Annotated in this window: 17 protein-coding genes; 8 read left to right on the top strand and 9 right to left on the bottom strand. The window is 38.4% G+C overall.

Translation table 11 applies throughout. The features are described from left to right. Positions 1-18: 18 nt before the first annotated feature. From lpcA to glnA, 4 genes are all read right to left on the bottom strand, one after another. Positions 19-603, bottom strand: coding sequence for a D-sedoheptulose 7-phosphate isomerase (gene lpcA, locus ACUXZ4_RS08065; RefSeq protein WP_464972694.1), 585 nt, complete (start codon positions 601-603; stop codon positions 19-21). Positions 604-657: 54 nt separating this feature from the next. Continuing rightward, complete coding sequence (gene mfd / locus ACUXZ4_RS08060) at positions 658-4,113, bottom strand: transcription-repair coupling factor (RefSeq protein ID WP_464972693.1); 3,456 nt, start codon at positions 4,111-4,113, stop codon at positions 658-660. Positions 4,114-4,236: 123 nt separating this feature from the next. Continuing rightward, complete coding sequence (locus ACUXZ4_RS08055; protein WP_464972692.1) at positions 4,237-4,608, bottom strand: MliC family protein; 372 nt, start codon at positions 4,606-4,608, stop codon at positions 4,237-4,239. 89 nt (positions 4,609-4,697) lie between these two features. Continuing rightward, positions 4,698-6,125: a type I glutamate--ammonia ligase gene (gene glnA / locus ACUXZ4_RS08050; RefSeq protein WP_464972691.1), complete on the bottom strand. Its 1,428-nt coding sequence runs from the start codon at positions 6,123-6,125 to the stop codon at positions 4,698-4,700. Between the two features lie 208 nt (positions 6,126-6,333). On the opposite strand from glnA, the gene typA reads away from it, so the two are divergent. Then, positions 6,334-8,181, top strand: coding sequence for a translational GTPase TypA (gene typA, locus ACUXZ4_RS08045; RefSeq protein WP_464972690.1), 1,848 nt, complete (start codon positions 6,334-6,336; stop codon positions 8,179-8,181). Between the two features lie 45 nt (positions 8,182-8,226). Here typA and ACUXZ4_RS08040 read toward each other — a convergent pair whose 3' ends face one another. The 4 genes from ACUXZ4_RS08040 to ACUXZ4_RS08025 all read right to left on the bottom strand — a co-directional run bounded on the left by ACUXZ4_RS08040 (position 8,227) and on the right by ACUXZ4_RS08025 (position 12,548). After that, positions 8,227-9,237 (bottom strand): ABC transporter ATP-binding protein, encoded by a 1,011-nt coding sequence (locus tag ACUXZ4_RS08040; protein WP_464972689.1) that lies wholly within the window; start codon positions 9,235-9,237, stop codon positions 8,227-8,229. A 1-nt stretch (position 9,238) separates the two neighbouring features. Continuing rightward, positions 9,239-10,891: an ABC transporter permease gene (locus tag ACUXZ4_RS08035; protein WP_464972688.1), complete on the bottom strand. Its 1,653-nt coding sequence runs from the start codon at positions 10,889-10,891 to the stop codon at positions 9,239-9,241. Between the two features lie 113 nt (positions 10,892-11,004). Further along, the gene (locus ACUXZ4_RS08030; RefSeq protein WP_464972687.1) at positions 11,005-12,015 is read right to left on the bottom strand and encodes a Fe(3+) ABC transporter substrate-binding protein; all 1,011 of its coding nucleotides are present in this window, start codon (positions 12,013-12,015) and stop codon (positions 11,005-11,007) included. 188 nt (positions 12,016-12,203) lie between these two features. Continuing rightward, on the bottom strand, positions 12,204-12,548 hold the full coding sequence (locus ACUXZ4_RS08025; RefSeq protein WP_464972686.1) for a DUF496 family protein: 345 nt from the start codon (positions 12,546-12,548) through the stop codon (positions 12,204-12,206). Between the two features lie 201 nt (positions 12,549-12,749). Between ACUXZ4_RS08025 and serC the strand changes: the two genes are divergently transcribed. The 5 genes from serC to recR all read left to right on the top strand — a co-directional run bounded on the left by serC (position 12,750) and on the right by recR (position 17,750). After that, a complete protein-coding gene (serC, locus tag ACUXZ4_RS08020) occupies positions 12,750-13,832 on the top strand; it encodes a 3-phosphoserine/phosphohydroxythreonine transaminase (protein WP_464972685.1) in 1,083 nt (360 codons plus the stop codon). A gap of 114 nt (positions 13,833-13,946) precedes the next feature. Further along, on the top strand, positions 13,947-15,047 hold the full coding sequence (gene hisC, locus ACUXZ4_RS08015) for a histidinol-phosphate transaminase (RefSeq protein ID WP_464972684.1): 1,101 nt from the start codon (positions 13,947-13,949) through the stop codon (positions 15,045-15,047). A 17-nt stretch (positions 15,048-15,064) separates the two neighbouring features. Then, positions 15,065-16,366, top strand: coding sequence for a 3-phosphoshikimate 1-carboxyvinyltransferase (gene aroA, locus ACUXZ4_RS08010; protein ID WP_464972683.1), 1,302 nt, complete (start codon positions 15,065-15,067; stop codon positions 16,364-16,366). Positions 16,367-16,443: 77 nt separating this feature from the next. Further along, on the top strand, positions 16,444-16,773 hold the full coding sequence (locus ACUXZ4_RS08005; protein WP_464972682.1) for a YbaB/EbfC family nucleoid-associated protein: 330 nt from the start codon (positions 16,444-16,446) through the stop codon (positions 16,771-16,773). A gap of 374 nt (positions 16,774-17,147) precedes the next feature. Then, complete coding sequence (gene recR, locus ACUXZ4_RS08000) at positions 17,148-17,750, top strand: recombination mediator RecR (RefSeq protein ID WP_464972681.1); 603 nt, start codon at positions 17,148-17,150, stop codon at positions 17,748-17,750. Positions 17,751-17,781: 31 nt separating this feature from the next. On the opposite strand, the gene ACUXZ4_RS07995 is transcribed toward recR, so the two are convergent. Next, complete coding sequence (locus tag ACUXZ4_RS07995; protein WP_464972680.1) at positions 17,782-19,236, bottom strand: leucyl aminopeptidase; 1,455 nt, start codon at positions 19,234-19,236, stop codon at positions 17,782-17,784. A gap of 131 nt (positions 19,237-19,367) precedes the next feature. On the opposite strand from ACUXZ4_RS07995, the gene lptF reads away from it, so the two are divergent. Both lptF and lptG read left to right on the top strand, forming a co-directional pair. Next, positions 19,368-20,468 carry an LPS export ABC transporter permease LptF gene (lptF, locus tag ACUXZ4_RS07990; RefSeq protein ID WP_464972679.1) on the top strand — a complete coding sequence of 367 codons (1,101 nt, stop codon included), beginning with the start codon at positions 19,368-19,370 and terminating at the stop codon, positions 20,466-20,468. A gap of 2 nt (positions 20,469-20,470) precedes the next feature. After that, positions 20,471-21,541 (top strand): LPS export ABC transporter permease LptG, encoded by a 1,071-nt coding sequence (gene lptG / locus ACUXZ4_RS07985; protein WP_464972678.1) that lies wholly within the window; start codon positions 20,471-20,473, stop codon positions 21,539-21,541. Positions 21,542-21,559: the final 18 nt, after the last annotated feature.

Genomic DNA, 21,559 nt, shown 5'->3' with positions numbered 1-21,559 from the left:
CAAAAAGTGCGGTGGACATTACGCTGATTTTGCCATTTCAAATTCAATTAACATCATCAGAATATGAATCACTTTAATATGAATTTCTTGGATTCGATCAGCATAACGGAAATGGGGTACACGAATTTCGACATCTGCTAATCCTGCCATTTGGCCACCGTCTTTTCCTGTCATTGCAATAACTTTCATGCCTTTTTCTTTTGCTGCTTTAATGGCATTTAACACGTTTTTGGAGTTGCCAGAAGTGGATAAGCCAAATAATACATCGCCTTTTTGTCCAACGGCTTCTACATAACGAGAGAACACATAATCATAGCCAAAATCATTACTCACACAGCTTAAATGGCTGACATCGGAAATCGCAATTGCAGGGTAGCCTGGGCGGTTTTCACGATAGCGACCTGTTAATTCTTCAGCAAAATGCATGGCATCACAATGGGAGCCGCCATTTCCGCAAGAAAGCACTTTACCGCCTTGTTTAAAACTATCTGAAATTAACAATGCTGCTTGTTGAATTAATTTAATGTTGTTTTCATCACTGATGAATTTTTGTAATACATCCTGTGCTTCAAGTAATTCAGATTTAATTTGTTCTAAATACATATTTTCTCCTTTATTAATAATAATTGATTGAGCAAATTTTATCACTCTATGGGTTTAGTTCAATAAAGAATTCAGCAAATTCATAACAAATTCTAACCGCGCTTTTGCTTGTTCTAAGTTACAGGTAAAGCGGAATTTTGTAGGACCATCAAATTTAAACACTGCGGGTTGTTGTTGAATTAAGACTAAGAATTTGAGCGGATCAATATCTGCCGTTGGGTTAAATTCAATAAAGCCGCCATGTAAAGTCGCGTCAATTTTGATCACTTTTAATTGTTTTGCTAATAAACGTAACTCAGCAATTTGCATGAGGTTTTTCGTTGGTTCTGGTAAAAGTCCAAAGCGATCGATTAATTCCACTTTCAGTTCATCTAACATTTGTTTATTTTCAGCGGCAGCAATGCGTTTGTAGAAAGATAAACGCATATTAACATCACCTAAATAATCCTCAGGTAATAATGAAGGTACACGTAAATCAATTTCAACCTGCTGTTGAGTTAATTCATCTAAACTCGGCTCTCTGCCTTCTTTCATGGCTTTCACCGCGCTTTCTAGCAATTCCATATATAAACTAAAGCCAATGCTTTCAATTTGCCCGCTTTGTTCACTACCTAATAATTCGCCAGCACCGCGAATTTCTAAATCATGGGTTGCTAAAATAAAGCCTGCGCCTAAATTATCCAAACTTTCCAAAGCTTCAAGGCGTTTTTGTGCATCTTTCGTCATTAATTTGGATGGGGGCGTGAGCAAATAAGCATAGGCTTGATGGTGGGAGCGCCCAACTCTGCCTCGCAATTGGTGTAATTGTGCTAAACCAAAATTGTCTGCACGCTCAATAATAATGGTATTTGCAGTTGGCACATCGATGCCTGTTTCAATAATAGTAGAGCAAACCAAAACATTAAAGCGTTGATGATAAAAATCAGACATAACGCGTTCTAATTCCCGCTCGCGCATTTGTCCATGCCCAATAATAATACGTGCCTCAGGCACAAGTGCGGTTAATTTTTCCGCACAATTTTCAATGCTCGCCACATCATTGTGTAAATAATAAACTTGTCCACCACGTAAAATTTCGCGCAGAATGGCTTCACGAATAACCACATCATCCGTCTGGCGAACAAAGGTTTTGATACTTAAACGACGCGCAGGTGGTGTGGAAATAATGGATAAATCACGAATTCCATTCATCGCCATATTTAGCGTTCTCGGTATTGGTGTGGCGGTTAAGGTTAAAATATCAATATTGGCGCGCAATTGTTTTATTTTTTCTTTTTGGCGCACACCAAAACGATGCTCTTCATCAATGACTAATAATCCAAGATCATGGAATTTTACATCCGACTGAATTAATTTGTGCGTGCCAATTAAAATATCCACTTTACCTTCGGCTAAATTGGCTAAGATTTGTTTTTGCTCTTTGGCGGTCTTGAAGCGAGAAAGCACCTCGACATTAATCGGTAAATTAGCGAAACGATCGCGAAAATTCTCATAATGTTGTTGTGCGAGCAATGTGGTTGGCACCAGCACTGCTACTTGTTTATGATTCATGACTGCTAAGAAAGTTGCACGCATCGCCACTTCTGTTTTGCCAAATCCCACGTCGCCACAAACCAAGCGATCCATGGCTTTTGCTTGGCACATATCAGAAATCACCGCATTAATTGCCATTTCTTGATCAAGGGTTTCTTCAAATGGGAAGGTGGCAGCAAATGCTTGGAATTCATCGCGATCATATTTAAAGGCAAATCCTTTCTGAGCTTCTCGTTGTGCATAAACATCTAACAATTCAGCTGCCACATCACGAATTTTCTCTGCGGCTTTTGAGCGCGCTTTTGCCCAAGAATCACTCCCTAATTTATGTAATGGTGCGCTTTCATCGTTGCCACCAACATAACGGCTAATTAAATGTAAATTGGCGACAGGCACATAGAGTTTAGCTTCGTTCGCATAAGTGAGTAAGAGATATTCTGCTTTTATTCCTGCATTTTCTAAGGTCACCAAACCGCCATAGCGTCCCACACCATGATCTAAATGCACCACTGCTTGACCTATTTTTAATTCAGCCAGGTTGCGAATTAAGGTATCAGGGTTAATGCCTTTGCGTTTATCCCGTTGACGTAACTGTACGCGTGCGCCTAATAATTCTTGCTCAGAAATAATCGCAATTTTCACCGCACTTTCATTGTCCAAAATAAAGCCATGATCTAATGCGCTGATATGTAAGCTGAATTGCTGACTTAATGCTTCATCATATTGTTTGATTTGTTTAGGTTTAATTTTTAATGGTGCCAATAAATCAAGTAGGGTTTCTCGTCTGCCTTCCGTTTCTACCGAGAAAATAATACGTCCGTCAAATTGTTCAATAAATTGACGCAATAATTGCAAGGGTTCTTTTTGTTGCGATTGAATTTGTAGCTCTGGCAATGGTGAAACGGGCAAGTTTTTTTGGCGTACAGATGAACGAACTTTTTCTTGCTTTAATGTAATGCGTGGATATTGCTTTAAAGTGCGGTTAATTTCATCGATCTTTTGCCAAAGCTGACTTGGTGGCAATAACGGACGCATCGGATCCACTTTGCGGCTTTCATAACGCTGTTCAATATCCTGATAAAATCGTTCTGCGTAGGTTTGTAAACCATCCATTTCCACAAATAGCGTATTTTGTGGCAAATAATCAAATAGTGTAGCCATTCGCTCGAAAAATAGCGGTTGCCAATATTCAATACCTGAAATTAGCGTACCTTTTGACACCTGTTGATAGATATGTTCAGGATCGCGACGAATTTCGCCAAAAGTAGCACGAAATTGTGTGCGGAAAAATTCAATGCCTTGACTGTCCGTTGGAAATTCATGAGCGGGTAATAAATTAATGTTATCAATTTCTTGCAAAGTACGTTGCGTATCTACATCAAAGGTGCGAATACCATCAATTTCATCATCAAAAAAATCTAAGCGAAAAGGCACCGCACTTCCCATTGGAAACAGATCTAATAAAGAACCTCGTAGCGCAAATTCTCCAGCTTCTAACACTTGTTCAACGGCACGATAACCCGCTTGCTCTAACTGCAAGCGTAATTTCTCAATATTGAGTTGATCGCCTTTTTTGATTAACAACACATGCTGGCTAAAAAAATCAGGCGGACAAACGCGTTGCATTAAAGTGCTGATAGGAAGCACAACAATGCCTTGTTTGGCTTGTTGCAAGTAAAATAATGTACTTAATCGAGTTGAGATGATGTCTTGATGAGGAGAAAAAGCATCATAAGGCAAGGTTTCCCAATCTGGAAAAAAACGCACATCAGATTGGCTTTCCGATAAAAGTTTGTCTAAACGCACCGCACTTTTTGTGTCTGTTGTGAGGATAACGGTTAAACCTTTATGTTGTTTTGCATATTGTCGCGCAATTTCAGCAATAGCAAAGCAATCAGCTCCGGGCAAGACATTCGCTAGAATTTTATGATCGCCAGCCGTAAATGGGATATCAAGGTTAAAGTCGTTCATCTTCATAAAGTGCGGTGTAAAAAAGTGATATTTTGAAAGGGAGTAGTTTAGCAGAAAATCGAAAGGGGGGAGGATTATTTTAAGGACTAATCACAGTATTGTTTGGAATTAGTCCTTTTATAAACTTAATTAATATTTTTGGCAAGCGGTGGTCGAAAGTTTGCCTGTTGAAGCATAATCTTTATCAGGATAAGTAAGAGTATTACGTCCTTGTTGTTCTTGCCATTTTAATGTCTTTTTGTCGTTGACGTAAAGAATGTTGCTACCTGAAGATTGATTATTGAGGTAGGTCACATAGCTGTCTTTACCATCGCTAAATGCCATGCTTATTACGCCATTATCACGTTGTTTAATCGACCCTTTGTAGCCATTATCACAACGGAACTTGGTTAATTTTCCTGATGATTGGCCTAAGCCTGCAATTTCAACGCCGTCAAGGCTGAGGCAGCCTGCAGTAGTTAATGCCATAGCGAATGGGAGTAATTTTTTTACGATATTCATAAAAGACCTTATTTATTAAAATGAAATTGGCTCCCCTAATATGGAGAGCCGAATTGATTAAGAATGTATATGTTACGCTATTTTTTGCGTTATGCATAATACATTTCAAATTCCACTGGATGTGGAGTCATGTTTAAACGTTCCACTTCTTTACGTTTAATGCCAATAAATGCTTGTACAAATTCTTTTGAGAATACGCCACCTTGGGTTAAGAATTCATAGTCATTTTCTAATGCATTTAACGCTTCTTCTAATGAGCTTGCAACAGCTGGAATATCTTTTAATTCTTCAGGTGGTAAATCATAAAGATTTTTATCCATCGCATCGCCTGGATGAATTTTGTTTAATACGCCATCTAAGCCAGCCATTAATAATGCGGCAAAGCATAAGTATGGGTTTGCCATTGGATCCGGGAAACGCGCTTCTACACGTGTCGCTTTTGGACTGGTAACAGCAGGAATTCGGATAGAAGCAGAACGGTTGCTTGCTGAATAAGCTAATAATACGGGTGCTTCAAAGCCTGGAACTAAACGTTTGTAGGAGTTTGTTGTTGGGTTTGTGAAGGCATTTAATGCTTTCGCATGTTTAATAATACCGCCGATATAGTAAAGTGCTGTGTCAGATAAGCCAGCATATTTATCACCCATAAATACATTTTTGCCATCTTTACTTAAGGACATATTGCAGTGCATACCAGAGCCATTGTCACCTGCAAATGGTTTTGGCATAAAGCATGCGCTCTTACCATGTTCTAAAGCAACATTTTGCACCACATATTTATAGATTTGTGTTTCATCAGCTTTTAAGGTCAAGCTATTGAATTTAGTTGCGATTTCATTTTGTCCCGCAGTTGCCACTTCATGATGGTGTGCTTCGATGACCAATCCCATTTCTTCTAAGATTAAACACATTTCAGAACGAATATCGTGTGCGCTATCAATAGGCGCTACGGCACAATAGCCAGCTTTTTTCAGAGGACGATAGGCGTTGTTGCCGTTCTCAAATTTACGATTTGTGTTCCACATGGCTTCAACATCATCAATACGATATGACACGTTGTTAGCTTCAGTTGAGAAACGGACATCATCAAATAAGAAAAATTCAGGTTCAGGACCAAACATAACGCTGTCTGCAATGCCAGTTGATTTTAAGAAGTTTTCTGCACGAATCGCGATAGAACGCGGGTCGCGATCATAACTTTGCATTGTGTTTGGATCGTAAATGCTACAACGAATAGAAAGCGTTGGAATATGAGCGAAAGGATCTACCACCGCAGTTTCAGGAATAGGCATTAAAAGCATGTCTGCTTTATTAATGGCTTTCCAACCTTCTACTGATGAGCCGTCAAACATTTTACCTTCTTCAAACAGATCTTCTAAATCGTCAGCAACTAAGCTCACAGGTAAAGAGACGCCATGTTCTTTCCCTTTAATATCAGTAAAACGAAGAAGTACAAATTTAATGTCATTGTCACGAATTAATTTCGCAACATTTGCAATCGCATTAGCGTTAGTCATGGAGATTCCTTAATGGGTAGTGGTGAAATTTTAAGTGCAAGATTTTACCCTATTTTTCATCAATATTTAATAGGGTGTAGTGAATTATTTAATAGCTCATTGAGCAAAAAAGTTGTATAATTCGCCACCTTTTACCGCTATACCTCATAAAGTGCGGTGGAATTTTCATCAATTTTATTGACAAAACAAATTTAAGTAAGAATATTCAATGGCAGATTTAGATATTAATAAATTGCGTAATATCGCAATTATTGCGCACGTTGACCATGGTAAAACAACTTTGGTTGATAAACTTTTACAACAATCAGGCACTTTAGCCGCCGCGCGTAATGGCGATGATGAGCGCGTGATGGATAGCAATGATCTTGAAAAAGAACGTGGTATTACTATTTTAGCGAAAAATACCGCAATTAACTGGAACGATTATCGTATTAATATTGTGGATACCCCAGGGCACGCGGATTTTGGTGGAGAAGTTGAGCGTGTGCTTTCTATGGTGGACTCAGTGTTGTTGGTGGTGGATGCCTTTGATGGTCCAATGCCACAAACCCGTTTTGTGACACAAAAAGCGTTCTCACATGGTTTAAAACCTATCGTAGTCATTAACAAAGTGGATCGTCCTGGTGCACGTCCTGATTGGGTTGTTGACCAAGTGTTTGATTTATTCGTGAATTTAGGTGCGACAGACGAACAATTAGATTTCCCAATTATTTATGCTTCTGCGTTGAATGGTGTGGCTGGTTTAGAGCATGAAGATCTTGCTGAAGATATGACGCCATTATTTGAAGCTATTGTGAAATATGTACAACCACCACAAGTCGAATTAGATGCACCATTCCAAATGCAGATTTCTCAGTTGGATTACAACAACTATGTTGGCGTGATTGGTATTGGTCGTATCAAACGTGGTGCTGTAAAACCAAATCAACCTGTTACCATTATTGATAGTGAAGGTAAAACACGTCAAGGTCGAATTGGTCAAGTGTTGGGACATTTAGGTTTACAACGTTATGAAACAGAAACCGCTTATGCAGGCGATATCATTGCGATTACGGGGTTAGGCGAATTAAATATTTCCGATACTATTTGTGATATTAACAATGTTGAAGCCTTGCCTGCATTAACAGTTGATGAACCAACAGTAACGATGTTCTTCTGTGTAAATACTTCGCCATTCTGTGGTAAAGAAGGTAAATTTGTAACTTCTCGTCAAATTTTAGAACGTTTGAACAAAGAATTAGTACATAACGTTGCATTACGTGTAGAAGAAACACCAAACCCAGACGAATTCCGCGTATCCGGTCGTGGTGAATTGCATTTATCGGTATTAATCGAAAATATGCGTCGTGAAGGTTATGAACTAGCTGTATCTCGTCCTAAAGTTATTTACAAAGAAGTGAATGGTAAAAAACAAGAGCCATTTGAGCAAGTAACCATTGATATTGAAGAACAACATCAAGGTTCAGTGATGGAAGCTTTAGGTATTCGTAAAGGCGAAGTGAAAGATATGATTCCAGATGGCAAAGGGCGTACACGTTTAGAATATGTTATCCCTAGCCGCGGCTTAATTGGTTTCCGTAACGAATTTATGACAATGACATCTGGTACAGGTTTACTTTATTCAACCTTTAGCCATTATGATGATGTGAAAGCGGGCGAAATTGGTCAACGTAAAAATGGTGTGTTGATTTCTAATGCAACAGGTAAAGCCCTTGCTTATGCGTTATTTGGTTTACAAGAGCGTGGTAAGTTAATGGTTGATCATGGTGTGGAAGTTTATGAAGGTCAAATTATTGGTATTCATAGTCGTTCAAATGATTTAACCGTCAACTGTTTACAAGGTAAGAAATTAACCAATATGCGTGCATCTGGTAAAGATGATGCGATTGTATTGACTACGCCTGTGAAATTCTCATTAGAACAAGCTATTGAGTTCATTGATGATGATGAATTAGTTGAAGTAACGCCGGCATCAATCCGTATTCGTAAGAAATTATTAACGGAAAATGATCGTAAGCGTGCAAATCGTACAACAACAAGTACGAGTACCCACTAATAAAAACACCGCATTGAAAAGTGCGGTGTTTTTTTATCTTGTTTTTTAATCAAATAAAACCAATTCACGACATTGGAAACCAACGGAAACTTTATCTCCCAGAGCTAAATCCCCTAAGTAATAAGCGGTCAGTTCTGTGCCATTTATTGCAATTTTATAGCGGTGGAATTGCCCTAAAAAGAGTTTTTCCACCACTACGCCTTTTCCACTTTCATCTTGTTTAATCACAATCTGCTCTGGGCGAAGTAGCCATTGATATTGCCCTTTTTCATAAGGCATTTCAGGGAATTGGTAGCTGCCAATAGGGCTTTCGATCCAGTTATTTGATTGTACTTCACAATTCAAGTAATTCGATCCACCTAAAAAATCTGCCACAAATTTATTGCTTGGCAAATGGTAAAGGCTTGTTGGCGTACCAAATTGCACGATCTTGCCTTGATCCATTACCGCAATTTTATCCGCAAAAGCAAAGGCTTCTTCTTTACTGTGAGTTACGAAAATCGCAGGCACATTTTGGCTTTTTAAAATTTGTTTGATCTCTTGGATCATTTCATAGCGAGTTTGGCTGTCGATATTTGAAAACGGCTCATCTAACAATAAGAGCTGCGGTTTGCAAGCCAAGGCTCGTGCAATCGCCACACGCTGTTGTTGTCCGCCTGAAAGTTCGTGTGGGAAACGCTGTTCTAAGCCAGTGAGCTTCACAACTGCCAACATTTGTTCTGTGATCTGCTGCTGTTCTGCTTTTGGTAACTTACTTAAACCAAACTGAATATTATCTGTTACGTTCAAATGGGGAAAAAGTGCATAGTCTTGGAAAATCAAGCCAATGTGACGATTTTCCACCGCGGTTTCGGCTAAATCCTGCCCTGCTAGCGTAATTTTCCCCTGATGAATAGGCAAAAGCCCTGCAATTGCTTTGAGTAAAGTGGTTTTTCCACAACCACTTGCCCCCAATAAACAGATAATTTCATTATCACAGACTTCTAAATCGAGTGATTTTAAGATTTCATTCTGATCAAACTTACAACTAAGCTGTTGAATATCAAGAATTTTCATTTTAACGTTCTTTTTGTGATTGAGAAATTAATGAGCGAGTTAGCCAAATCACAGGGATCAAACCAACCAACACTAATATAATGGCAGGCATTGCTGCACGTTCTAGCTGCTCATCTGATGTAAAAGTAAAAACGTGGGTTGCTAAGGTGTCAAAATTAAATGGACGTAGCAATAAAGACGCATTCAGTTCTTTCATACTTTCGATAAATACCATCAATGCTGCGGTAATCAACCCTTTTGAAATCAATGGGATATGGATATTTTTAAACATTGTCAGTCCATTTTTACCCATTGTTTGACTTGCCATATCAAGTGATGGTGGTACTCGTCCTAAACAAGCATCTAAACTACCAATAGCCATTGCTAAAAAGCGGATAGTATAAGCCATTACTAAAGCAAACATTGACCCCGAGAAAATCAGCCCCACTGGTGAAAGCTCTAAACTTTTCAAGAAAGCGTGCAGGCTGTGGTCGGCAAAACTGAGCGGCGAAAGCAAGCCGATTGCCAAAACGGTGCCGGGAATAGCATAGCCCAAAGAAGAAACCTGCAACGACAAGCGGGTCGTTTTGTGCCAAAATTTGCGATTTTGTGATAAACGATGAGCAAAGTGTAGCAATAAGGCTACTGATACTGTCGTAATCGACGCAATTATCGACACTTTTAAGCTATTTAATGCAAATTGAACGAAGTCTAAATTCCAAGACTGCTCAAAATATTCATAGGACCAAAAGAGCAAACGCCCCAACGGAATGAAAAAGGCAAGGGCTAATAAGCCCCAACACCAAAGCTGAGCAAGACATAATTTCCACCCTTTTAACTGTCGGAACGATGTTTTCTTTTCATAGCCTCGTTGATAGTTTTTCTGTTTACGGCGGCTATATTGCTCAAGACTGATGAATAAAAAGATCATCAGTAACATTACCAACGAAATACGACTTGCGGTGCCAAGATCGTGGAAGCCTAGCCACGAATCGTAAATTGCGGTAGTTAGCGTTGGTACGGCAAAATAAGATACCGTGCCGAAATCACCTAAGGTTTCCATTGCGATCAACGCCATCCCCACTGCAATAGCAGGACGCATTAAAGGAAACGTGATTCGCATAAAAATCTGGCGAGAATTTGCCCCCATCATTTTCGCACTGTGCATTAAATTTTCAGATTGCTCTAACAATGCCACACGCACTAATAAAAACAGATAAGGGTAAAGCACTAACGCTAACACAAAACAAGCACCATACAATGTGCGAATCTGCGGAAACCAGTAATCTTTCGGACTTTGCCAGCCGAAAATGGCTCGCAACATTTCTTGGAAACTACCTGAATAATCAAGCAAATCGGTATAAAGGTAAGCAATTAAATAGGCTGGCATTGCCAGCGGTAAACAAAGTAACCATTGCAATGTTTTTTGCCCATAGAATTGATAATTTGCCACAATCCACGCGGACGGTACGGCGAAAATCAGCGAGAGTAAAACCGTCCCAACCACTAGCAATAATGAGTTGAGCACATAGTTACCTAACATTGTTTGCCATAAATGGACAAGATTTTCCAATTCCCCGCTCAATGCGTGGTAGCTGATGGCTAACAAAGGCAATAAGATCAAAAAAGTGGCACATAATGCCAACATTTGCCAGCTAAGATGACGGTTTTTCATTCAAAATTTCGCTTTCTTAAAAACAGAACAGGACGCCTTGGGCAAACCCAAAGAGCGTCCAGAAAAAGTGCGGTCAAATTTTAGCAAAATCTGACCGCTTGCATCAAAAAGAATTACTCGTCAAATTTTACTTCATCAACAAGTTTTAACGCTTTTTCGTAGTTTTTCGCAATCTCTTCTAATTTGATTGCATCCGCAGAGAATGAACCCCAACCTTGAACTAATTTAGATGGTTTAACACCTTCTTTTACTGGGTATTCGTGGTTAAGTTCTGCGTAAAGTGATTGTGCTTTATCGCCACTTAAGAACTCAATTAATTTCACTGCATTGGCTTTGTTTGGTGCATATTTCGCAACCGCCACCGCACTGATATTTACGTGTGTACCAAATTTACCAGCTGGGAAGTTGATGATTGCTGATTCAGCCCAAGCTTTTTGTTTTTCATCATCTAACATTTTACCGTAGTAGTAGCTGTTACCTAATGAGTAATCACAGATACCTTCTTTGATTGCTTTCACTTGATCACGGTCGCCACCTTGTGGTTTTTGTGCCAAGTTCGCTTTTAAACCTTCTAAGAATTTTTTGGTTGTTTCTTCGCCGTAGTGAGCGATCATTGAAGCAAATAATGATACGTTGTATGCGTTTTTACCTGAACGTACGCAAACTTTGCCTTTGTATTCAGGTTTTGCTAAATCTAAGTAATCGAAACCTGCAGGTAATTTACCGACGCGATCTTTTGATGTATAGATTGCACGTGCACGCGTTGTTAAACCGTACCAGTCGCCGTTTGAATCGCGGAATTGTGCAGGAATATTTTTCTCAAGCACTTTTGATTGAACTGGTTGTGAAACGCCTGCTGCAACAATTTTCATTACGCGGCTAATATCAACCGTTAAAAGCACGTCTGCTGGGCTTAATTCGCCTTCTTGCTTAACGCGTTCTTCTAACCCTTTATCAGCGAAGATCACGTTTACTTTGATGCCTGTTTGTTTTTCAAAATCTTTGAGCATTGGCTCAATTAAGTATGGTTGGCGATATGAATAAACATTCACTTCATTTGCTGCTAATGCTGAAGTTGAAGCGGCTGAAGCAATTAATACAAGAGTGGTCAGTGCTTTTTTCATAATGAAATCCTTTAATAAAATTAAAAAACAATATCTAAGATTAGATAGACTAAAAGTAAGCGGAAAGAAGTGTAAAGAGAAATTTGATTTGTGTCAATTGATAATTATTCTTATTTCATTGTTTTTGTGAGTTACATCACAAAAATCCCCAAATAACAGGTTATTTGGGGATAGGGGAAGCTTTAAAATTATTTAGCCGCTTTTGCCATTAATGCCGCATGCGCTTTGTTTTGTTCTTTCATTTTAGCTTTAATATCACGACGTTGTTTAGAAAGTTCAGCATTTTTGATCATATAATCATCAACGCGACCTTCATAGTCATCACGCATATTTTCAATAATTGCACGAACATCGGCAATAGTCATATCATCACGAATATAATCATTTAAGTTATCAAGTAATAACACGCGTTTGCTATTATCGCGAATTTTACGATCATTATCTGTAATTTCACGCAATAATTTATTACGTTGACGGTATAAACGTACATATTCTAAAACATCTTGGAAAGATTGTTTGCTTGCTTGTTCCATAGTTAAACTCTCTTATATAGTAGGGATATTGAATAATTTATCCTTTTTTCCCTATTTCGTCAAAGAGTTAATCCATATTTTACAATGCAAGGAAAATTTTTCTTATGGAGACGGAAATATTCATTGCTTAGAACCGCTTGTGGTGGTAAAACTAACCTCACACTTTATTTTATACAACATAAAAACACAGGAAAGGAAACAATGTCACAAGTATTTAATTTTAGTGCAGGTCCAGCAATGATGCCTCGCGCTGTATTGGAAAAAGCACAATCAGAATTATTAAATTGGCTAAATCAAGGCACTTCTGTGATGGAAGTTAGCCATCGTGGTAAGTTGTTTATGGAAATGATTGCGGATTGTGAAAAAGATTTTAGACAATTATTCCATGTGCCAGATAATTATAAAGTGTTGTTTTTACAAGGCGGAGCAAGAGGGCAGTTTGCAGCTATCCCAATGAATTTAGGTAATAATAAAGGCAAAGCACTTTATTTAAATGATGGACATTGGTCAGCAACCGCAGCGAAAGAAGCACGTAATTTTATTGAAGTTGATGAAATAAATATCCTAAATTCTGACCGCACTTTGAAAGTCGAACGCCTTGATTTTAGTGATGTGGCAGAACAATATGACTATGTTCATTATTGTACTAATGAGACTATTAGTGGAGTGGAAATCTTTGATGTGCCAAATGTCGGTAATGCAGTGTTAGTTGCTGATATGTCATCAGATATTCTTTCTCGTCAAATTGATATTAGTAAGTTTGGTGTTATCTATGCAGGCGCTCAAAAAAATATGGGACCTTCAGGTATTACGTTGGTGATTGTTCGTGAAGATTTATTAGGCAACGCACGTAAAGATACGCCATCAATTTGGAATTATGCAGTACAAGCTAATGCTGATTCCATGATCAATACGCCACCTACATTTGCTTGGTACCTTTGCTCATTAGTGTATAAACATTTATTAGAAAATGGTGGATTAAGTGCAGTAGAGCAACGCAATCGTGCTAAAGCAGAACGCTTATATCAGTATTTAGATCAAAGCGATTTCTATCATAACTATGTGGCTAAAGAAAATCGTTCTTTAATGAATGTCACTTTTACGACAGACAATGATGAACTCAATGCGAAATTTGTTGCAGAAGCAACTGCGGCAGGATTGCAAGCATTGAAAGGCCATAAAGTATTAGGCGGTATGCGTGCTTCCATTTATAACGCAATGCCAATTGAAGGTGTTGAAGCATTAATTGCCTTTATGCAGAAATTTGCTTTGGAAAATGCGTAGTCTTTTGCCTTTCTAAAGAAGTGAGTTTTATCTTAATTTTCCCCCTTTATTCAAGGGGGATTTTATACTCGGAAAGTGAAAACTTATAACAATAAATAAAATAGGAACAACATAATGTCTTTTCTACAACTTGCGAACAAAGGGGTTCAATCGCTCTCGCCTTACCAAGCAGGTAAGCCGATTGAAGAATTAGAACGTGAATTAGGAATCAGTCATATAATTAAATTAGCGTCCAATGAAAACCCATTTGGTTTACCAGATAGTGCTAAAGCGGCAATCCAAACGCAATTGTCTTATCTCACGCGCTATCCTGATAGCAATGGCTTTGAATTGAAAAAAGTGATCGCGGAGAAATTTAACTTACAGAGTAATCAAATCACTTTAGGTAACGGATCTAATGATTTACTTGAATTGGTGGCGCATACTTTTGCTAGTGATCAGGATGAAATTATTTATTCACAATATGCGTTTATTGTGTACCCGCTGGTGACTAAAGCGATCAATGCCATTGCGAAAGAAGTGCCTGCTAAAAATTGGGGGCACGATTTAAGCGGTTTTTTAGCAGCGATCAGCGATAACACGAAGTTAATTTATATTGCGAATCCAAATAATCCGACGGGAAATTTTTTAACTGAGGCGGAATTAGACGCTTTTCTTAGCAAAGTGCGGTCAAATATTATTGTGGTTTTAGATGAAGCCTATACGGAATTTACGGCTGAGCATGAGCGTGTTAATTCGTTTGCATTATTAAAAAAATATCCTAATTTAGTGGTATTACGCACCTTATCCAAAGCTTATGGCTTGGCAGGTTTACGTGTGGGGTATGCGGTTTCTCATCCTGAAATTGCGGATTTATTTAATCGTATTCGTCAACCTTTTAATGTCAATAGTTTGGCGTTAGCAGCCGCAAGTGCGGTGTTAAAAGACGACGATTTTGTCAACAAAGTTGCTGAAAATAATCATCTTGAAATGCAAGCCTATCAAGACTTTTGTCATAAATATGGATTGGATTATATTTCATCCAAAGGCAATTTTATCACTATTGATTTTAAGCAACCAGCGCAACCTATTTATGAAGCTTTATTGCGTGAGGGCGTTATTGTACGTCCTATTGCGGGTTATGGTATGCCACACCATTTACGCATTAGTATTGGCTTGCCAGAGGAAAACCAGCGATTCTTCAATGCGTTGATTAAAGTATTAAACCTAAGTTAATGGATTACACAAATCATATGGAAAAAATAACATTAAACCCAATTAGCCACATTGAAGGGATAATCAATTTGCCCGGTTCAAAAAGTTTGTCTAACCGCGCTTTATTATTAGCTGCTTTAGCAAAAGGCACAACAAAGATCACCAACCTTTTGGACAGTGACGATGTTCGCCATATGTTGAACGCATTGAAACAATTAGGTGTAAATTATCAATTATCACAGGATAAGTCGGTTTGTGAAGTTGAAGGGCTTGGTAAGGCTTTCCAATGGCAAGGTGGATTAGCGCTATTTTTAGGCAATGCGGGTACTGCAATGCGTCCGTTAACTGCCGCACTTTGTTTGGCAAATGCTAATTCTACGCTATCAGAAATTGTCTTAACTGGTGAGCCACGAATGAAAGAACGTCCAATTCAGCATTTAGTGGATGCGTTACAGCAAGCGGGAGCAGACATTCAGTATTTAGAACAAGAAGGTTACCCACCAATTGCTATTCGTAATACTGGATTGCAAGGCGGCAAAGTGAAAATTGATGGTTCCGTTTCTTCGCAATTTTTAACCGCACTTTTAATGGCAGCACCTATGGCACAAGGGGACATGGAAATTGAAATTATTGGAGAATTAGTGTCCAAGCCTTATATTGATATTACTTTAAATATGATGGCGACCTTTGGTGTTCAAGTTGAAAATCAACATTACCAACGTTTTTTGATCAAAGGTAATCAGCAATATCAATCGCCTGGGCAATTTCTGGTAGAAGGCGATGCCTCTTCTGCTTCTTATTTTTTAGCAGCGGCTGCCATTAAAGGAAAAATCAAAGTTACGGGCATTGGAAAAAATAGTATCCAAGGGGATCGCCTTTTTGCTGATGTATTGGAAAAAATGGGGGCGAAAATTACTTGGGGAGATGATTTTATTCAAGCTGAACAAGGTGAGCTAAAAGGCATTGATATGGATATGAATCATATCCCTGATGCAGCAATGACCATTGCAACCACCGCTTTATTTGCACAAGGTGAAACGGTAATTCGTAATATTTATAATTGGCGAGTTAAAGAAACAGATCGTCTAACAGCAATGGCAACAGAATTGCGTAAAGTGGGTGCAATAGTCGAAGAAGGAGAGGATTTTATTCGTATCCAACCACTTGAATTGTCACAATTTAAGCAAGCGGAAATTGAAACCTATAATGATCATCGAATGGCAATGTGTTTTGCGTTAATTGCGTTATCTAACACATCCGTTACCATTTTAGATCCAAATTGTACGGCAAAAACCTTCCCCACCTTTTTTAATAAATTTTTAGCGATAGCAAATAATTGATGTTAAAGGCGCTGGCTTGTCGAATTTTTATCAATAAGTTAGAATACGCCCGTTATTTTTAATATAAGGAAAGAATCATGTTTGGAAAAGCTGGATTAGGCGGCTTAATGAAGCAAGCCCAACAAATGCAAGAACGTATGCAGAAAATGCAAGAAGAAGTCGCACAATTAGAAGTGACAGGCGAATCGGGTGCAGGCTTAGTTAAAATTACCATCAATGGTGCGCATAACTGCCGTCGCATTGAAATTGATCCAAGTTTGATGGAAGACGATAAAGAAATGTTGGAAGATCTTATCGCTGCTGCATTTAATGACGCTGTACGTCGTGCAGAAGAATTGCAAAAAGAAAAAATGGCAGCTGTAACTGCTGGTATGCAGTTACCACCTGGGTTTAAAATGCCGTTTTAATATTTACTCTCTTTGCTTGTGCAAAAAAAGTAACAAAGAAACACCCCAAACTTCACCGCTATCCTGAACTTTATTACCATTTTCTTAACGGTAAATTTCTAAACTCACTTCGTTCGAACAGACGAAATTTACCTAAAAATGATAAGTCGTTCAGGCGGTTCAGATAGGGGAATTAGGTATGAAGTTCATCCTATTTATATTGTGTTATATGCGTTGCTTTTTATTTAGCTAAAGCAAAATCAGAACAATATTTGAACATTAAAGTGCGGTGGAATTTTGTGAAATTTCACCGCAGTTTTCTGTTATAGCAAGACAATTTGCCAGCCTTAAGTGATGAGTTCTTTCTTAATTTATGAAAGAACAAAGAGGATAATATGCAAACAAGCCCTTTATTAGAAAATTTAATTGAACATTTGCGTTGCTTGCCAGGAGTAGGACCAAAATCCGCACAGAGAATGGCTTATCATCTACTACAACGAGATCGTAGTGGTGGAATGAATTTAGCGCGAGCTTTGACAGAAGCAATGTCAAAAATTGGGCATTGTGAGCATTGCCGAACATTTACCGAAGAAGACATTTGTACGATTTGTGCTAATCCCCGTCGTCAAAATTCAGGTTTGCTCTGTGTGGTGGAAATGCCAACGGATATCCAAGCTATTGAGCAAACAGGACAATTTTCTGGGCGTTATTTTGTATTAATGGGGCATTTATCTCCTTTAGATGGTATTGGTCCAAAAGAAATTGGATTGGATCTGTTACAACAACGTTTGCAACAAGAACAATTTAATGAAGTGATTTTGGCGACTAATCCAACCGTTGAAGGAGAAGCTACCGCAAATTATATTGCGGAAATTTGTGTTCAATTAGGCATAAGGGTGAGTCGCATTGCTCATGGTATTCCTATCGGTGGTGAATTAGAAATGGTAGATGGAACCACATTGACCCATTCTTTTTTAGGTCGTAGAGAAATTCGTTAGTATAAAGGGCGTTAGAAAACGCCCTTTTATTTTACGCTTGATTAATTAAATATTGTGTTAATAAGGCGACAGGTCGTCCTGTTGCACCTTTGTTTGCGCCCTGTAGCCAAGCGGTGCCGGCAATATCTAAATGTGCCCATTGGTATTTTTGCGTGAAATTGGATAAGAATGCCCCTGCGGTAATTGCTCCGCCCCAACGCCCGCCAATATTGGCTAGATCAGCAAAGGGTGATTTTAATTGTTCTTGATATTCTTCACTTAATGGTAAACGCCATGCTTTGTCTTGGGTTTGTTGAGAAGCTTGGAAAAGCTGCTCTGCAAGTTCATCATCATTCGTGATTAATCCGCTGTTATGTTGCCCCAAGGCAACAACACAAGCACCCGTTAAGGTGGCAATATCAATGACAGTTGCTGGTTCAAAACGTTCTACATAGGTTAAAGTATCTGCTAAAACTAAACGTCCTTCTGCATCGGTATTAAGCACTTCAACAGTTAATCCATTCATGGTATTAATGATATCGCCAGGGCGGTACGCATTACCATCAGGCAAGTTTTCACAACCAGCCAGCACACCAATGACATTTAAAGGTAATTGCAATTCAACTAACGCATTCATTACACCATAAACCGCCGCCGCACCGCACATATCGTATTTCATTTCATCCATTTCTGCTGCCGGTTTGAGTGAAATACCCCCCGCATCGAAAGTTAATCCTTTACCCACTAATACGATAGGTTTTGCATCAGGATTTGGATGATTTTTATACTCTAATATAGAAAGTTTTGCTTCATTTTGTGAACCTTGAGACACTGCTAAATAGGCTTGCATGCCTAATTCCGCCATGTCTTTTTCACCTAATACCGTTGTGGTTAAAAGTGCAGTGCGTTTTGCCAAAGTTTTTGCTTGTTCAGCTAAATAGTTTGGATTACACACATTCGGTGGGCAATTCGCCACATCTTTTGCAGCTTTAACACCTTGTGCAATGGCTTGTGCATGTTGAATAGCAAGATGTGCTTGCATATCTTCTGTATGGAAAATAATTTGTTCTAATTTATCTGCACGCTCAGTTTTTTTGCTTTTGAATTGATCAAACACATATTGGTTATTTTCAATGGTTTCAATACTAAAGCGAATGTTCCAATATAGATCTCGTTGTTTAATTTGTACTTCAGTTAAGGCATTCACCAATTGCGTTGCGGCTGTCAATCTGACGTTTTTAATTGCCGTTTCGGTGATTTGTTTGAATTGGCGTTCAGTTATTTCATTTTGTTTGCCTGCACCAACTAAGAAAATGCGTTTTCCTTGTTGGCGCAATAGGGTGATTTCCCCAATTTTGCCTGAAATTTCACCGCACTTTATCAGTTCACTCATTTCGCCATTATGGTCCAATTGTTGTGCTGTTGGCGATAATTTACCTTGCTCGAAAACTGCCACTAATAGGGCATCAGCACTAGAAAGTGCGGTTAAATTTGCTGAATATTTCATTGTGATTCCTACTGTTTTTATAGTGAAAAATGAGCTATTATATGCGGCAAAATATTGACGCAAAAAGTGAAAAATAATGCGTTAAATTAACCGAATTTCAATAAATTGCAAGTGAAATAATAGGCGATAATGTGATTTTAAATAGATATTTAACCAAAGAAGTTTTTAAAAGCCAGATAGCGATTTTGTTTATTCTGCTGTTGATCTTTTTCAGCCAACAATTAGTGCGCGTACTTGGCTCTGCAGCAAATGGTAAAGTGCCAGCAGATTTGGTACTTTCATTGCTTGGTTTAGGTATGCCAGCCATGGCGCAATTAATGTTGCCTTTATGTTTGTTTATCGCCATTTTATTAACTTTTGGACGTTTATACGCAGAAAGTGAAATTACAGTCATGCGTGCCTGTGGTATTGGTTCTAGCTTGTTAGTTAAAGTTGCCTTGATTTTATCGGTTTTAACCGCAGGACTTGCTACTTATAATGCGCTCTGGTTATCACCATGGGCAATTAAGAAACAAACTGAAATTGTTGAGGATGCGAAAGCAAATCCTCGTCTTGCAGCCTTATCATCTGGACAGTTTATGTCTTCTGATAATGGCGATTTTGTTTTATTTGTCAATGAAATAAAAGACAATTCATTAAATGATATTTATATTTTCCAAATGAAACCTAAGAAGAATATTAAACCAGCAGTGGTGACTGCTGAAAAAGGAAAATTAGTTTCTCTACCTAATGGTGACCAATTATTAAGTTTGGAAAATAGTCAACGTGTTGAAGGTACGGCTGTATTGTCTGATTATCGAATTACACATTTTGAGGATTATCAGGCTTATCTTGGTCGTCAAATGGCAGATGATAAAGCAGCAGAAGTTGAAGTGTTACAACTAAACGAATTATTAGCGACAAAATCACCTGCGGCGAAAGCTGAATTACATTGGCGTATTACTTTGATCCTTGCGGTGCCTTTAATGGCATTATTGGCAGTACCTTTAAGTCGCGTTAATCCACGCCAAGGTAAATTTTCGAAAATTTTACCCGCACTTTTACTTTATCTGATTTATTTCTTAGCACAAAGTGCATTGAAATCAGCTGGTGGCGCTGGAAAATTAGATGCAGGGCTTTGGATGCCATTAGTGAGCATCGTCTTTTTGTTACTTGCCATTATATTAAATAGTTGGGAAAGTACGTTTATGTATAAATTTCGCTATGCGTTGAATCGCACTAAGGTGGCATAGATATGATGAATACATTAGAACGCTATATTGGAAAAAATATCCTTGGCACTATTTTTGCGACCTTATTTACCCTTGTTGGTTTGTCTGCAATTATCAAATTTGTTGAACAATTCCGCAGTGTAGGTAAAGGCAGCTATGATAGTATGCAGGCCGTTATTTATACGATATTAACGATCCCAAAAGATATTGAAACTTTCTTTCCGATGGCTGCCTTATTAGGGGCGTTAATTGCATTAGGGAATTTAGCTAGCCGTAGCGAATTAGTTGTGATGCAGTCTGCGGGTTTTTCCAAAATGAAAATTGGTTTGGCGGTAATGAAAACTGCATTGCCACTAGTTGTTCTTACCATGATTATTGGGGAATGGGGCATCCCTCAAACTGAGCAATATGCTCGTGATATGCGTGCAAAAGCGATTTCTGGTGGTGCAATGTTGTCGGTAAAAAATGGTGTTTGGGCAAAAGATGGTAATGATTTTATTTTTGTCCGTCGTATAACTGAAGAGGCGAAATTAAGTGATGTTTACATTTATCACTTTAATGAAAATCGTCAATTAGCTCAAATTAGCCATGCAAACCAAGCGCAATTTAATAATGGTGAATGGTTATTAAGAAATATTAATACTTCAGTTATCGAAGATGAACAAATCGTTACCACAAATAAACTAAATGATAAATGGAATACTAATTTAACCCCTGATAAATTGGGTATTTTCTCAATACGACCAACATCGCTCTCTATTTCAGGTTTATCTGATTATATTAGTTTCTTAAAACAAACAGGGCAGGATAGCAAAAAGTTTGAGTTGACTTATTGGCGTAAATTATTTCAGCCAATTTCTGTGGGGGTTATGATGTTACTTGCGCTATCCTTTATTTTTGGTCCATTGCGTAGTGTGACTGCAGGTGCTCGAATTGTAACAGGTATTTGCTTTGGTTTCCTATTTTACGTTGTGAATGAAATTTTTGGACCGATGAGTTTAGTTTACAATGTTCCCCCTATTATGGGTGTTTTAATGCCAAGTGCCCTTTTCCTTGTGATTACTTGGTGGTTGCTCAGTCGGAAACGTGATTAAAAAATTAAAGGACAGATT

It is taken from the genome of Reella acinonychis (genome assembly GCF_052828705.1).
This window is presented reverse-complemented; position numbering and strand designations above follow the sequence as displayed.

Excerpts from the sequence above, each read along its gene's own strand:
- ACUXZ4_RS08025 (WP_464972686.1), bottom strand. The coding sequence starts at position 12,548 with ATGGAACAAGCAAGCAAACAATCTTTCCAAGATGTTTTAGAATATGTA.
- mfd (WP_464972693.1), bottom strand. The coding sequence starts at position 4,113 with ATGAAGATGAACGACTTTAACCTTGATATCCCATTTACGGCTGGCGAT.
- aroA (WP_464972683.1), top strand. The coding sequence starts at position 15,065 with ATGGAAAAAATAACATTAAACCCAATTAGCCACATTGAAGGGATAATC.
- ACUXZ4_RS08030 (WP_464972687.1), bottom strand. The coding sequence starts at position 12,015 with ATGAAAAAAGCACTGACCACTCTTGTATTAATTGCTTCAGCCGCTTCA.
- recR (WP_464972681.1), top strand. The coding sequence starts at position 17,148 with ATGCAAACAAGCCCTTTATTAGAAAATTTAATTGAACATTTGCGTTGC.
- ACUXZ4_RS08035 (WP_464972688.1), bottom strand. The coding sequence starts at position 10,891 with ATGAAAAACCGTCATCTTAGCTGGCAAATGTTGGCATTATGTGCCACT.
- hisC (WP_464972684.1), top strand. The coding sequence starts at position 13,947 with ATGTCTTTTCTACAACTTGCGAACAAAGGGGTTCAATCGCTCTCGCCT.
- ACUXZ4_RS08005 (WP_464972682.1), top strand. The coding sequence starts at position 16,444 with ATGTTTGGAAAAGCTGGATTAGGCGGCTTAATGAAGCAAGCCCAACAA.
- lpcA (WP_464972694.1), bottom strand. The coding sequence starts at position 603 with ATGTATTTAGAACAAATTAAATCTGAATTACTTGAAGCACAGGATGTA.
- serC (WP_464972685.1), top strand. The coding sequence starts at position 12,750 with ATGTCACAAGTATTTAATTTTAGTGCAGGTCCAGCAATGATGCCTCGC.
- ACUXZ4_RS08055 (WP_464972692.1), bottom strand. The coding sequence starts at position 4,608 with ATGAATATCGTAAAAAAATTACTCCCATTCGCTATGGCATTAACTACT.
- lptG (WP_464972678.1), top strand. The coding sequence starts at position 20,471 with ATGATGAATACATTAGAACGCTATATTGGAAAAAATATCCTTGGCACT.
- ACUXZ4_RS08040 (WP_464972689.1), bottom strand. The coding sequence starts at position 9,237 with ATGAAAATTCTTGATATTCAACAGCTTAGTTGTAAGTTTGATCAGAAT.
- ACUXZ4_RS07995 (WP_464972680.1), bottom strand. The coding sequence starts at position 19,236 with ATGAAATATTCAGCAAATTTAACCGCACTTTCTAGTGCTGATGCCCTA.
- glnA (WP_464972691.1), bottom strand. The coding sequence starts at position 6,125 with ATGACTAACGCTAATGCGATTGCAAATGTTGCGAAATTAATTCGTGAC.
- typA (WP_464972690.1), top strand. The coding sequence starts at position 6,334 with ATGGCAGATTTAGATATTAATAAATTGCGTAATATCGCAATTATTGCG.